Here is a 13,314-nt window from a genome sequence, read left to right as displayed (position 1 = left end):
AAGCACCCTCTATTTCTGCTCTGAGCTGTTAATCGCATCCGCCTGATCCGTCAACCACGCTGTCAGCTGTTCAGTGAGCTCGTCGCTGGCGCTGCCAAACGCATCCACCACGTTGTCAATAGCGACGCTGCTCGCTTGAGCGCTGGTGGTGAAGGTTTGAGTGGCAATAGACGTGCGGTTTTGGGCGCTGACGAGCTGTACATCGAGCTGTACTTTCACCGTGGGCGGCTGGGTCACATAATCGCTCTGGAAGTGGCGTAGTTCGCTGAGTAGTAGAAGCTCAGAAGGCAGGCTGTCGCTTCCCACACTGGCAAAGAGGCGACTCTGCTGTAACCCTGAGATCAAGCGCGTCTGGAGTAAGTCGGGGGCATTCTCCTGCCAGCGGGCGCCTTCATACACATTAACGGTATTGCCCTCGGGGTAGACCACAATGCGGTTGCTGCTGAGTAAATGGCCCGCTTGTGGGGCAGCCACCGCGAGACGTTGTCTGATCGTCAGCGAATTGGATGAGGGGGTAACTGGCTGTATATCGGCGCTGGGCAAACGATACAGCGTCGCTGGCTCACTTTCGGGCAATATTGAACAGCCACTACTCATTAGCAGTACGGCAGTAACGCAGACAACAGAAACGAAAGCAGCGGGGCGTAACTTCATGGGCTGAACTCCTCTACCTGATCACGACCGAGGAAAAAGTCTGTTGGGCTCTCCTCTAGCTGGCGGGTGATACGATCCAGTGTTGCGAGCGTGGATCGCAGGGACGCGAGCGCCGGGGCAATATCTTGCGCACCCTTTAAGCTGCCTTCGATGGCCCCAGCGTTAGTCTCCACTAACTGCTCGATGCGCTGTGCCGCACGTGCCACATCGCTGCTCGCATCGGCAGCGCGCTGCATCACTATTTGGCCATCCTGACGCAGCAACTGTGTTGCTTCCTGGCTAAGTGCATCGATGCTGCTAAGCGTAGTCGTCGCCTGGCGAGTCGCCTCGCCGAAAAGCGCCATATTTTGGTCTAGAGCATCCTGCTGGGTAGCAATCATTTCAGTGATCTGAGCAATATTGGTTAAAATACTGCCTGCCTGCTCACGGTTATTTTCATCAAACAGTTCGTTAACGTTTTGCAGAATTGAATTGATGTTTTCGATCATATCTTCGCCCTCATCAAACAGCGTGGCGATGGGCGAAGGGTCTGCGTTTATAAACGGCGCTTCGGTATCGGATTGGTCAATGAGTAGTGGGGCTTCAGGGGTACCCCCGTGGAGCTGAACGGACATGCTCCCGGTGATGCTAGCAAAGGCGAGCTTTGCTCGGGTGTCTGTTTTAATTGGCGCGTCATCGTAGACGCGAATATTGGCAATCACTTGCCGAGGATCGTCGGGATTGAGGTTGAGCTCGGTGACGTCCCCCACCTCAATACCGTTATATTGCACACGGCTGCCGACAGATAAACCGCTCACGCTGCGCTCAAATAGAATACGGTAAGGCTGATAACTACGTTCGCCTGCTGCATAGCTCATCCATAGCGCAAACAGCAGTGCCGCAGCGGCGGTGCTCAGCGTGAATAAACCGATTAACACGTGATGCGCGCGGGTTTCCATCTACCCTCACTCCTGTCTGTAAGCATTCGTTGAAGAGGCAGTATTAGCACTTTGCGCGGCTCGACCACGCGGCCCGTGAAAGTAATCTTGAACCCATTCATCATTGGTTTCCGCAACCTTGTCGATGGTATCCACCACCAACACATGCTGCTGCGAGAGTACGGCTACCCGGTCGCAGGCGGCGTAAAGTGTATCCAGGTCGTGGGTGACCAGAAAAACGCTGAAACCCAGCGCATCGCGAAGCGTGACCAGCAACTGATCGAAGGCTGCTGCGCCGATCGGGTCAAGTCCCGCCGTGGGTTCATCAAGAAATAGAATGTCGGGATCAAGGGCTAAAGCCCGGGCTAGCGCCGCGCGTTTAACCATGCCGCCAGATAGCGATTCAGGAAACTGCAGCGCCGCCTGAGGTGGTAAACCGACCAGCGAGAGCTTTATTCTGGCCAGATGTTCAGCATCTTCGCGGGGTAGCTTGGCATGCTCAATCAGCGTTAAGGCAATATTTTCTTGCAGGTTCAGCGAACTAAACAGGGCTCCGCGCTGAAACAGCACACCAAAACGCCGCTCTATTTGACTGCGCTGTTTGTCGTTTAGCTCATTAAGCGTATGGCCAAGTACCTCGACCGTGCCGCCATTGGGGCGCTTCAAACCAACGATACTGCGCAAAAGCACTGATTTACCGGTACCTGAACCACCTACAACGCCGAGAATTTCCCCGCGGTTAAGGGTTAGATCCAAATTGTCGTGAACGACAACGGAGCCGAAACGGTTAATCAGTCCCCTCACTTTAATGACCGGTTGGGTGGTTTGCTTGATTGGTTTATCTGAATCGCTCACCAGCCCATCTCCATAAAGAACAGCGCGGCGACCGCATCGATCAGAATCACCATAAAAATCGACTGAACGACGCTCGAAGTGGTGTGTTCGCCCACCGACTGCGCACTGCCGCTGACCTTAAAACCTTCAAGACAACCAATAACGGCGATCACAAAGGCAAACACCGGTGCTTTGCTAAGTCCTACTAAAAAATGCGTCACCGACACATCTTTTTGCAGCGTGATCATAAACTGGGTAAGTGAAATATCCAGTGACAGGGAAGTGACCATAGCGCCACCGGCCAAGCCGCTGAGCATCCCCACAAAGGCGAGCATGGGCAGGCTAATTAACATCGCCATTACCCGTGGAAGCACCAAAAGCTCGATAGGGTCTAGCCCTTGAGCCTGGAGGGCATCGATCTCTTCGTTGGATTTCATGGCGCCAATTTGAGCGGTAAAGGCGCTGGCGGTTCGCCCCGCTAATAGAATCGCGGCCAGCAGAACGCCGAACTCGCGTAAGAATGAGAACGCTACAAGATCTATGGTATAAATCGTCGCGCCAAAGTCTTGCAACACAGTGGCCCCAAGGAAGGCGACGACGGCACCCACCATAAAGGTAAGAAGGGCGACGATAGGTACTGCATTAAGGCCGCTCTGCTGAATGTGGGCGACAGTGGCCGTTAAGCGCCAGCGGCGAGGCCGCAATGCCAGATGGAAGAGGGTAGCAATGACCAAGCCAATAAACGCAAGCAGTTGGCGCTGTTGAGACCAAAGCCCCACCATTTGCAGACCAACGCTGGCAAGTGCTTGATTAATCCGTGAGTGGGAGGGTTGAGCTACGTCGAGCGGCGCGTTCATGGCCTCAGCAATGCGGATCAGTAACGCTTGCTGCTCTTTCGGCAGTTCGGCTGCCCATTCGGCGACCGATGTGGCTTTTTCAACACCAATCAGTTCAATAATCAGTACGGCACCCGCTGTATCTAGCCGAGTGATCGCGTCTAAGGAAACAGTTTCATGTGTTAACTGGCCAATATCACTCTGGGCAAGCGCTGATTTAATATCGCGATAATGGGCAAGCGTCCACTCGCCTTGCAGCGCTACTGTTTGATCGTGACGCGCTATCCATTCGCTTGGCATCCTAGCTCCTTGGCGCTCTTGGTATCGATGCGCTTGTTAAGCAGCCTATGATGCATTCAAACGGGCGTTAGTTAAAGACCTCCTAGGTCTAAGCTATTGAGCAGAATGGCTCCTGGGTGCCAACTCTTGCTTGATCTGGTTAGCAACGTCTTTGAGCCTTGGGCCTAGATTGTTGACCAAGCGGTCATGATCCAAACGTAGGCTGGAGCCACCGCAGTTAATGGCCATGACCTCGGCGCCATCTTCCAAAATTAGTGGCATGGCTACCGCACTAATATCGCGCTGCCAATCCTGTTCTGAAAGGCAAAAACCATACTGCGCATAGTCTTTAAGGCTCTGTTGAATGCCCGCTTCATATTGAGGCCAGTCGTCACCGTACTCGCTGGCCAATTCCTGAAGCACCTGCTGACGTCGTTCATCGGACAAGCCGCATAGCCAGGCGCGACCAATGGCGGAGGTGACGATTGGTAGTCGTGAACCGGTGTCCAGGCGAATAATGAGTGGGCCATGGCCGTGACAAGTTTCAAGATAGACCATATCGCTGCGGTCAGCGCCGCCTAAACTAACGTTGCAGTCGGTGGCATCGGCGAATTTCTGCAGGTGCGGGCGGGCAATTTCACGAATGCCCATATTGGCGAGAAAGCGGTAACCCAACGCCAAAACGCCGGGGCCTAGGCGATACTTCTCTAAATGCGTGTTGTGCTGCAAATAGCCAAGCTGGGTAAGGGTGTAGGTCAACCGTGAGACCGTTGGGCGGGGGATATTGGTACGATTGGAGAGCTCGGCATTGCCTAAATACTCTTCACCCGTGCCAAAGGCGCGCAGCAATTCTAAACCGCGCGCTAGCGCGGTCACAAAGTTACGATCTTTCCCTGGCAACTGCGGGTCGTCAGCATCAGTGTCGGTGGGGTGCATTTAGTATCCCAACAGTAAGTGGCTTATAGCGCCTAGTATCGCATATCTACTTAGGCGCAGCTTTCATACCTATCAACGAAAAGGTGTTGATTATAAAACTATCTTATCCATCTAGACGCTCAATAATCGTGGCAATGCCCTGACCGACGCCGATGCACATGGTGACCAGCGCGTAGCGTCCACCGGTGGCTTCAAGCTGGCGTAGGGCGGTCAACGCCAATCGCGCCCCTGAAGCCCCTAGTGGATGGCCAATAGCGATTGCACCGCCGTTGGCGTTTAAGCGAGGATCGTCGACGGAAAGCCCCAACTGCTGCACACAGCCGAGTACCTGAACGGCAAACGCCTCGTTAATTTCGATCACATCCATTTGTTCAAGCGTGAGCCCAGCACGGGCAAGGGCCTTTTGCGAAGCGGGTACTGGGCCCAGGCCCATCACGCGCGGGGCCACGCCGGCAACGGCGCTGGCGACAATGCGTGCACGCGGCGTTAGGCCAACCCGTTCACCGGCAGCTTTAGTGCCTACAATTAGGGCGGCGGCGCCGTCGTTAAGGCCTGAGGCGTTGCCTGCGGTCACCACGCCGTTCTCAAATAATGCGCCTAACTTGGCCAGCTTATCTTCCGTACTTTGTGGGCGTGGATGCTCGTCTTTATCTACCAATAGCGGTGGCTGCTTGCGCCCTTGAGGAACCTCTACGCCAAACATCTCGCCGTCGTAGAAACCGGCGGCAAGCGATTTCGCATAGCGCGCCTGGGAGCGGGCGGCAAATGCATCGCTGGCATCGCGGCCAATATTCAGGTCGTGGGCAATGTTATCGGCGGTTTCCGGCATGCTGTGGCTGCCGTACTCTTTGGCAATCCAGGGGTTGGGAAAGCGTGAGCCGATCACCGTATCGTACATTGGTTGGTTACGAGCGTAGGGGGTGTCTGCCTTGCCAAGTACATAGGGCGCACGGGACATAGACTCTACGCCACCGGCTAGAAATAGCTCGCCTTCGCCGAGTCGAGCTGCCCGTGCGGCGTCCATCATCGCCGCTAAGCCGCTGCCACACAGACGGTTGATGGTTTGCCCGGCGACTTCAATAGGAAGGCCTGCTAACAGCGCACCGTGGCGGGCCACGTTACGGGAGTCTTCGCCTGCCTGGTTGGTGCAGCCTGCTAATACCTCTTCATAGCTTTCCGGCGCAAAGGGGTTGCGGGCTACCAGCGCTTTAAGCGTTAGGCCCAACAGTTCATCAGGGCGGATAGCCGCCAAGCTGCCGCCGTGGCGGCTAAAAGGGGTGCGTAAACCGTCGTAAATATAGGCGTCTGGCATGATTGTTTTCCTGTTGTTGTTAAGTTGTAGTTAAGCAGTCGTTAGCGATATTTGCAGGGCGGCATGGCGGCGTAGCCATGGGCTAGGGCGGTAACGTGGGTCACCGGTGGCCTCAAGCAGGTTGCTCAGTATCGTCATAATGCGCGTGGCGCCGTAGTGATCACCCATGCACAGCGGGCCGAAGGGGTATCCCAAACCTAGCTCAACTGCGCGGTCGATAGTGGCGGGTTCCGCGACGCTTTGCTGGGCAATATCGGCCCCTACGTTGACGATGCAGGCAATCACCCGCTGGAGAACGAAGCCGTTGCTGTCTTGAAGCGTGCTCACCGGGGTGCCGTCATGGTTGAGTAGACTTTGCGCGGATTGAATAAAAGTGTGCTGAGTTATCGGCGTGGCCATCAGGCTGCGGCGTTTATCTAGCCCAGCGAGCATATCTACAGCCACGCACTGTTTGGCGTCTAACCCCTGGCGCAGTGCGCAGCTGGTAGCGTCTTCGCCAAAAGGCGTTAGCAGGCAGAGCGCTTGCCCAGTGGGATGTGTACCGCTCTCTAATGGCCAGCCCGCCGTGTTGACCAATTCAACGAGCGCTGCGGCGGACTCGGGGTCGTCTTGGCTGATCCACACCGGGCAAGGAGACACCGCAGCAATATCCGGCTCATCCGGCATTTGTTGCTTGCCTTCCACATAACGGTAAAAGCCTTCGCCGGTTTTACGACCCAGCAAACCTGCAGCCAAACGTTGCCGGGTCAGTGGGGATGGGCGAAAACGCGCCTCTTCATAATACTGATGATAAACCGACTCCATCACGGCGTGGGAGACATCGAGCCCGGTCAGATCCAACAGGGTGAAGGGCCCCATTTTGAACCCACCTTGATCAACCATAATGCGATCAATGGTGGCTGGATCAGCAACGCTTTCGCCTAAAATTCGCAGCGCTTCGGTGCCGAAGGCGCGTCCGGCATGATTGACCAGAAATCCCGGAGTATCGGTGGCCTGAGCGGTAAAGTGGCCCATGGCGTTGCCCAGAGCACTGACCCGATGGGTAACCTCATCAGCGGTTCGTAAACCAGGAATAACCTCGGCGATCTTCATCAACGGCACGGGGTTAAAAAAGTGGAAACCAATCACTCGCTCAGGGTGTTGGCAGCTAGCGGCAATGGCGGTCACCGAAAGCGATGAAGTATTGGTCGCTAGCACCGTCTGCTGGCTGACGATCGCTTCTAAATCGCTGAACAGGCTCTGCTTAGCCTCAAGCTTCTCAATAATCGCTTCGACTACGATATCACAAGGGGCGAGGGCGGCTAGCTCGCTCGCCTCAATCAACCGCTCACTATACTGCTGCGCCTGTTCCGTAGTAATTCGCTGCTTTTCAGAGCTGCGTTGCCACAGGCCGTTAATAAACGTTTTGGCTTCTGTTACAGCACCCTCCTTTACATCGAACAGCATGACCTTTAGGCCTGCCTGGGCAGCCAACTGAGCAATGCCACGACCCATGGCGCCCGTGCCGACAATGCCAAGCGTAGTGAAGGGGGAAGGTGTTGATTCGCTAGCCATACGCCAAATCCTCTCTGCAAGTGAGTGCTTTATAGATTTTGATTCTGCATTGCAGAATAGTGTTTCAATTATTGACTGCCATCCTAGGCTATGCAAAAGTGCCTGACAAGAATAGTGGACAATAGTTTTGCTATGCAAAACGAGTACATTGTCCAGGCTAGCGCTACCTCATAATGATAAAACGCTAACGATAAAAACTACGTTGCCACCAGGAGCCGTCATGATCCGCGATCCCGAACTGATCAACCAGCTTGTCGATACGATTGCCCGCTTTGTCCGCGAGCGCCTAATTCCAAATGAAGCGCGTCTGGCAGAGGAAGATGCGGTGCCCCCGGAAATTCTCGCGGAAATGAAAGAGATGGGGCTATTTGGGTTATCGATTCCTGAAGAGTACGGCGGTCTGGGGCTAACCATGGAAGAAGAGGCGTTAGTGGCGATGGAAATTGGTAAAACGTCGCCCGCCTTTCGCTCGGTGTTTGGTACCAACAACGGTATTGGTGCCCAGGGTATTTTGATTGATGGCACTGACGAGCAGAAGGCCAAGTATGTTCCGCGGCTGGCCACGGGTGAGATTCTTAGCTCGTTCTGCTTAACCGAGCCGGATTCAGGCTCTGACGCGGCCAGCCTGCGCACGACCGCGGTGCGCGACGGCGACCACTATATTTTGAACGGCACCAAACGCTATATCACCAACGGCCCAGAAGCTGACCTGTTTACCGTAATGGCGCGCACTGATCCGAATAATAAAGGTGCGGGGGGTATTTCTGCGTTTATTGTTGAAGGCGACACCCCCGGTTTAGTGCGCGGTGCAGCGGATAACAAAATGGGCCAAAAGGGCGCTCACACCTGCGATATAATTTTTGATAACTGCCGGGTGCCCGCCGAAAATATCATTGGCGGCAAAGAGGGCCAAGGCTTTAAAACCGCTATGAAGGTTTTAGACCGCGGGCGGCTGCATATCTCCGCTGTCTGCGTCGGCGTGGCTGAGCGCTTAGTGGAAGAGTCATTGCGCTACACCATGGAGCGTAAGCAGTTTGGTGCTGCCCTTGCCGAGCACCAGTTGATTCAAGCCATGCTGGCCGATAGCAAAACCGAGGCCTATGCAGGCAAAACCATGGTGATGGATGCCGCAAGACGCAAAGACGACGGTGAAAATGTCTCGACGCTGGCTTCCTGCTGCAAACTGTTCTGCGCTGAGATGGTGGGGCGCGTGGCTGACCGTGCAGTGCAGGTTCACGGCGGCGCGGGCTATATGTCTGAGTACGCGGTGGAGCGCTTCTACCGTGATGTACGGCTATTCCGCATTTACGAAGGCACTACCCAAATTCAGCAAATCGTGATTGCCCGGAATATGGTGCGGGAGGCGTCCTAATGGCTTTGTCGGTACCTTACCAAGCGCCGGACGAGAATATTTTTGGCCGTCTCGCCAGCGAACTCGTGGCTGAGCTCCCCGAGCGGCTTAGCACCCGCGTGATTGAAAACGCTAAGCGCCTTGGCGACCAACCCGCCATTGTTGATGGCAGTGTGCGTTGGAACTATGTGGAACTGGCTGAAGAAATACACGCCGCCTGTGACTGGTTAAGTACGTTGGATATTCGCCCCGGTGACCGGATTATGACGGTAAGCGAAAACTGTCGGGCACTGGTTGTGCTGCTGCTGGCCGCCAGCGAGATGGATGTCTGGGTGGCGATTGTGAATTCACGTCTCTCAGCCCAGGAAGTCGATCTGATCCAGGGCAACTGCCTTCCCCGGCGGGTGTTCTATACCTGCGATGCGTCACCGGAAGCGTGCCACCACGCCGAGCGACATGCCGCCGACCGCTATCAGCACCCCCAACTGGGCGGGCTGGCGATTTCACCGCTGTACGAAACTGAGCCCGAGCCGGTTTGCGCCAGCGGTGCCGAGCAGGTGGCCGCAATGATTTATACCTCGGGCACCACAGGCACGCCTAAAGGCGTCATGCTGACCCATCGTGGCATTCTCTATATCGCCTCGATCTCCGGGGGCATGCGCCACCTGAGCGAAGGTCAGCGAGTATATGGCGTACTGCCCATGTCTCATGTGTTTGGCCTCTCTTCTGTATGTATGGGATCGCTGTATAACGGTGCCTGCCTATATACCGTGCCGCGTTTTGATGCCGGGCATATGCTGGATACATTAAAGCAGGAGCGTATTACCGTGCTCCAGGGCGTGCCTGCGATGTATGCCCGGGCGTTAGAGTTTTTAAAACGCGAGCAGCGCACCCTGGAAGCGCCTGAGCTGATTTACATGTCTGCGGGTGGTTCGCCGTTAGACAGCGACACCAAGGTGCGGGTGGAAGCAGCCTTCGGCCTTACGCTACACAATGGCTACGGATTAACCGAGGCGAGTCCCACCATCAGCCAAACGCGCATTGATGATCGCCACGCCAATAGTACCGTTGGCCGAGTGCTCCCCCTGTTGGAGTATCGTCTGGAGCCGCTGAGTGATAGCGGTACTTCCGACCAGCCCGGTGATGAAGTAGGTGAGCTATGGGTGCGCGGTCCCAATATTATGAAAGGCTACTTTCGCCAACCGGAAGCTACCCGTATCACCCTGACCGAAGATGGTTGGCTTAATACCGGTGACATTGCCAAGCTCGATCACGATGATCAACTGTATATCGTTGGGCGTAGTAAAGAACTGATAATCCGCTCGGGCTTCAATATCTACCCACCTGACGTGGAAGCGGTGATCAACGAGCACCCGGCAGTCACGCTAACCGCTGTGGTAGGACGTCAAATTGCCGGAAACGAAGAAGTCGTGGCCTTTGTGCAGTGCGAGCCAGGCATTGAGGTTGATCTGGCGGAGCTCAAAGCGTTTATCGCCGAGCGCCTGGCGCCTTACAAACGGCCCACGCAAATTGTTCTGATGGATACGCTGCCTTCCACTGCCAGTGGCAAAATTCTCAAGGGACGGTTGCGTGACTTGGCGCAGCAGGAGAGCGCCTCATGAACTCTTCGCAAATACATACGCCAGATACGTCTCAACAAGCCCTCATGGGCTATCACGAATTGCTGGGAATGCAGGTGGTTGAATGGCAGCAAGACCGTGCCGTGGTTGAACTCACCATCGAGCCCAAGCACCTTAACCGCAGTGGCAATGTGCATGGCGGCGTATTAGCCTCGATGTTGGATAGCGCTCTAAGCTTGGCAGGCCTGCACTGTGATGTGCCGGGCAATATTCGCCGTGGGATGACGCTGTCTCTGACCACCACCTTTGTGGGGCCCGCCCGGCAGGGCGTGCTAAGGGCAACGGGCAGCGTGCGCGGTGGCGGTCAAAAGACGTATATGAGCAGCGGCGAAATCGTTGATGAGCAGGGTAATCTTGTGGCGATGGGGGAAGGTTCATTTCGACGTCGCAGTGGCAGCGAATCGCCTGAGGGCTTTGCGGAGAACAACCCCGAGGATTCTTCTGAGTGAACCCAGCACGCCTACGGGTCTCGCTACTGTTGCTAGTCACCCTGGCAACGCTGTTCCATTTGGTGGTCGGCAACCTGTTTTGGCAGGCGGTTGGCATTGTCGCACTGCTGCTCTATTTAGCAACGCTTGCGGGTCAGCTTACCCGTATGGCCAAAGGGTTACTGCTGGCGGCGGGCCTGTTGACGCTGCTCGCGCTTTGGCGTTCGCCGAATCCTGCCCAACTGCTGTTTGAGGCCAGTGGTCGCTTTGCTTTTTTTGCCACCTTTGTAGTGGCGCTGAGTATGCTACGTTTACCTGCCTATCGATCCCGTTTGGTTCGCCGCTGTGGGCAGAGCATGCTGCTTCAACCGCCCAGCCGCCGTTACCCTATTCTGTCTTCAGGCTCTGCGCTATTCGGCATTATTCTCAATATCGGCGTGCTTAACCTGTTCGCCGCCATGATTGAAAAGAGCAACACCCTGAGTGCTGCCCAAGGGCGGGCATGGGTTCGCGAAGCCCGCCAGCGGCGCATGATGCTGGCGCTGCTGCGTGGATTTTCCCTGGCGCCGCTTATTTCGCCCATGGGTATTGGGGTGGCGGTGGTGTTATCCAGTCTTCCTCAAGTCACCTGGCTTGAGCTGTCACCGTATATTTTGGGTGCCGCTGCGCTGATTTTTCTAGCTGGTTGGGTGGTGGATTTTTTAACCGGCCCGCATCCCCCGGCGAGTAAAGCTCAGCTAGCTACTCCTTCGTTACGCCCGTTGGGTCAGTTCAGTGTGCTACTGATGGGCATTGTGGCACTGGTGTTTAGTCTTGCCTGGCTGTTAGAACTGCGTTTACCCATCGCCGCGCTGCTAGGCGCGCCCTCAGCGGCGTTGATTTGGCTTGCTTGGCAGCGGCGAAGACTTGGTTATGGCGGGCTGCCAGCCGCCGCTAGCGCGGTACATCGCCAGTTACCCTGGTTACTTTCCCCCAGCGCCAATGAAATTGTGGTGCTTGGGGCGGCGGGCTATTTGGGCCACTTATGCGTTGGGTTAGTGGATACCCAGCAATTGGCACCGCTATTAACCGTGTTAAACCAGTGGGGCGCCTTTAACGCCGTGCTGGCTATGCTAATGGTGGTGGGGCTTGCCCAGGTAGGCGTTAACCCGATTGTAACAGTGACGCTGTTAGTGGGGCTGTTGCCGCAATTGGGCATTGAAGGACTTACGCCACCGCTCATTGGTGCTTCGCTGATGGTAGGCTGGGCGCTGGCGCTAATGTCATCACCGATGACGGCATCGATGCTAATCCTATCGCGGTTTACTGGTGTGCCCGCCACGCGCATTGGCTACCGTTGGAACGGCCGATTTCTGGTAACCTCGATTCCACTGTTAGCGGCGTGGTTTGTCTGGTCACCTTTTTAGGGGAGCCGCAATAAAGAAGCGCTTGACCTTTGTTCGGCGTTTTTTTATCGTTCTTGTTATAAAGTGAAATAATATTCTGCTATGCGAAACTGTATGTTTGTTAATCGCATGAAGTATTTATTAATCGCCTGGAGCACGCCTTATGAAAATTCTTGTCGCGGTGAAACGCGTCATCGACTACAACGTCAAAATCCGCGTTAAAGCGGATCACTCTGATGTTGATCTCACTAACGTCAAAATGGCCATGAACCCCTTCTGCGAAATTGCCGTGGAAGAGGCGGTGCGCCTGAAAGAGAAGGGCGTTGCCACGGAAGTCGTGGCGGTAACGGTGGGCCCCAAGGCCGCCCAAGAGCAGCTGCGCACTGCGCTGGCGCTGGGCGCGGATCGCGCCATTCATATCGAAACCGACGAGCGCGCCGAATCTCTGGCTGTGGCTAAACTGCTGGCTAAAGTGGTTGAAGAAGAGCAGCCCGGCCTGGTCGTTCTTGGCAAGCAGGCCATCGATACCGATAACAACCAGACCGGCCAAATGCTCGCCGCGTTGACCGGCCTGCCCCAGGGCACCTTTGCCTCGGAAGTGGCGGTGGATGGCGACAAGGTCAACGTCACCCGTGAAATCGATGGCGGTCTGCAAACCATCGCCCTGACGCTGCCCGCGATTGTGACCACCGACCTGCGTTTGAATGAGCCGCGCTACGCCAAGCTCCCCGATATTATGAAGGCCAAGAAAAAACCCCTGGATGTCAAAACCCCTGCCGACTACGGCGTCGAGGTGGCCTCCAAGGTGAGTCTGCTAAAAGTCGAATCGCCAGCGGAGCGCAAAGGTGGCGTTAAAGTCGCCTCGGTAGACGAGCTGATCGACAAACTCAAAAACGAAGCCAAAGTACTTTGAACAAGGTGCTTTAAAGAGGAGCTGATTCCATGAGCATTCTGGTACTTGCTGATCTGCACGAAGGCCAGCTGGCTGGCGCCACTGCCCACGTGGTGGCGGCCGCCCAAGCCATCGGTGGCGATATTGACATTCTGGTTGCCGGTGAAGGCATTCAAGCCGCGGCCGACGCGGCTGCCAAACTCGACGGCGTGAGCAAAGTGCGCGTCGCCGATAACGCCGTTTACGCCCATCAACTGGCCGAGCCCATGGGCGCGCTGCTGGTCGAACTGGCGGGT

General features: G+C 55.7%; 12 protein-coding genes and 1 pseudogene. 6 read left to right on the top strand and 7 right to left on the bottom strand.

Annotated features, from left to right (window positions below):
- Positions 1-9: 9 nt before the first annotated feature.
- The 7 genes from A6R74_RS06910 to A6R74_RS06880 form a co-directional block, all read right to left on the bottom strand.
- On the bottom strand, positions 10-654 hold the full coding sequence (locus A6R74_RS06910) for an ABC-type transport auxiliary lipoprotein family protein (RefSeq protein WP_064233733.1): 645 nt from the start codon (positions 652-654) through the stop codon (positions 10-12).
- Positions 651-1,592 carry an MlaD family protein gene (locus A6R74_RS06905; RefSeq protein ID WP_064233731.1) on the bottom strand — a complete coding sequence of 314 codons (942 nt, stop codon included), beginning with the start codon at positions 1,590-1,592 and terminating at the stop codon, positions 651-653. Before A6R74_RS06905 ends, A6R74_RS06910 begins: the two co-directional genes overlap by 4 nt.
- 6 nt (positions 1,593-1,598) lie before the next feature.
- Positions 1,599-2,426 carry an ABC transporter ATP-binding protein gene (locus tag A6R74_RS06900; protein ID WP_064233729.1) on the bottom strand — a complete coding sequence of 276 codons (828 nt, stop codon included), beginning with the start codon at positions 2,424-2,426 and terminating at the stop codon, positions 1,599-1,601.
- Positions 2,423-3,541 carry an MlaE family ABC transporter permease gene (locus A6R74_RS06895; protein WP_064233727.1) on the bottom strand — a complete coding sequence of 373 codons (1,119 nt, stop codon included), beginning with the start codon at positions 3,539-3,541 and terminating at the stop codon, positions 2,423-2,425. The genes A6R74_RS06900 and A6R74_RS06895 overlap by 4 nt, the downstream gene beginning before the upstream one ends.
- Positions 3,542-3,634: 93 nt before the next feature.
- Complete coding sequence (locus A6R74_RS06890; RefSeq protein ID WP_064233724.1) at positions 3,635-4,456, bottom strand: IclR family transcriptional regulator; 822 nt, start codon at positions 4,454-4,456, stop codon at positions 3,635-3,637.
- 103 nt (positions 4,457-4,559) lie between these two features.
- Positions 4,560-5,768: a 3-oxoadipyl-CoA thiolase gene (locus A6R74_RS06885; protein ID WP_064233722.1), complete on the bottom strand. Its 1,209-nt coding sequence runs from the start codon at positions 5,766-5,768 to the stop codon at positions 4,560-4,562.
- 30 nt (positions 5,769-5,798) lie between these two features.
- Complete coding sequence (locus A6R74_RS06880; RefSeq protein ID WP_064233720.1) at positions 5,799-7,322, bottom strand: 3-hydroxyacyl-CoA dehydrogenase; 1,524 nt, start codon at positions 7,320-7,322, stop codon at positions 5,799-5,801.
- 220 nt (positions 7,323-7,542) lie between these two features.
- Here A6R74_RS06880 and A6R74_RS06875 point away from each other — a divergent pair, with 220 nt between their 5' ends.
- The 6 genes and pseudogenes from A6R74_RS06875 to A6R74_RS06850 form a co-directional block, all read left to right on the top strand.
- The gene (locus A6R74_RS06875) at positions 7,543-8,694 is read left to right on the top strand and encodes an acyl-CoA dehydrogenase family protein (RefSeq protein WP_064233717.1); all 1,152 of its coding nucleotides are present in this window, start codon (positions 7,543-7,545) and stop codon (positions 8,692-8,694) included.
- The gene (locus tag A6R74_RS06870; RefSeq protein WP_064233715.1) at positions 8,694-10,295 is read left to right on the top strand and encodes a class I adenylate-forming enzyme family protein; all 1,602 of its coding nucleotides are present in this window, start codon (positions 8,694-8,696) and stop codon (positions 10,293-10,295) included. Before A6R74_RS06875 ends, A6R74_RS06870 begins: the two co-directional genes overlap by 1 nt.
- Positions 10,292-10,762: a PaaI family thioesterase gene (locus A6R74_RS06865; protein ID WP_064233713.1), complete on the top strand. Its 471-nt coding sequence runs from the start codon at positions 10,292-10,294 to the stop codon at positions 10,760-10,762. Before A6R74_RS06870 ends, A6R74_RS06865 begins: the two co-directional genes overlap by 4 nt.
- On the top strand, positions 10,759-12,147 hold the full coding sequence (locus tag A6R74_RS06860; RefSeq protein WP_064233711.1) for a hypothetical protein: 1,389 nt from the start codon (positions 10,759-10,761) through the stop codon (positions 12,145-12,147). The genes A6R74_RS06865 and A6R74_RS06860 overlap by 4 nt, the downstream gene beginning before the upstream one ends.
- 142 nt (positions 12,148-12,289) lie before the next feature.
- A complete protein-coding gene (locus tag A6R74_RS06855; RefSeq protein ID WP_064233708.1) occupies positions 12,290-13,039 on the top strand; it encodes an electron transfer flavoprotein subunit beta/FixA family protein in 750 nt (249 codons plus the stop codon).
- Positions 13,040-13,068: 29 nt separating this feature from the next.
- Positions 13,069-13,314 (top strand): annotated as a pseudogene (locus A6R74_RS06850) (electron transfer flavoprotein subunit alpha/FixB family protein); the annotation flags it as partial.

The sequence above is a fragment of the Halomonas sp. ALS9 genome (genome assembly GCF_001651035.1).
GTDB lineage: Bacteria > Pseudomonadota > Gammaproteobacteria > Pseudomonadales > Halomonadaceae > Vreelandella.
This window is presented reverse-complemented; position numbering and strand designations above follow the sequence as displayed.

Coding starts and splice junctions, on each gene's coding strand:
- A6R74_RS06910 (WP_064233733.1), bottom strand. CDS start 654: ATGAAGTTACGCCCCGCTGCTTTCGTTTCTGTTGTCTGCGTTACTGCC.
- A6R74_RS06905 (WP_064233731.1), bottom strand. CDS start 1,592: ATGGAAACCCGCGCGCATCACGTGTTAATCGGTTTATTCACGCTGAGC.
- A6R74_RS06895 (WP_064233727.1), bottom strand. CDS start 3,541: ATGCCAAGCGAATGGATAGCGCGTCACGATCAAACAGTAGCGCTGCAA.
- A6R74_RS06890 (WP_064233724.1), bottom strand. CDS start 4,456: ATGCACCCCACCGACACTGATGCTGACGACCCGCAGTTGCCAGGGAAA.
- A6R74_RS06885 (WP_064233722.1), bottom strand. CDS start 5,768: ATGCCAGACGCCTATATTTACGACGGTTTACGCACCCCTTTTAGCCGC.
- A6R74_RS06880 (WP_064233720.1), bottom strand. CDS start 7,322: ATGGCTAGCGAATCAACACCTTCCCCCTTCACTACGCTTGGCATTGTC.
- A6R74_RS06875 (WP_064233717.1), top strand. CDS start 7,543: ATGATCCGCGATCCCGAACTGATCAACCAGCTTGTCGATACGATTGCC.
- A6R74_RS06870 (WP_064233715.1), top strand. CDS start 8,694: ATGGCTTTGTCGGTACCTTACCAAGCGCCGGACGAGAATATTTTTGGC.
- A6R74_RS06865 (WP_064233713.1), top strand. CDS start 10,292: ATGAACTCTTCGCAAATACATACGCCAGATACGTCTCAACAAGCCCTC.
- A6R74_RS06855 (WP_064233708.1), top strand. CDS start 12,290: ATGAAAATTCTTGTCGCGGTGAAACGCGTCATCGACTACAACGTCAAA.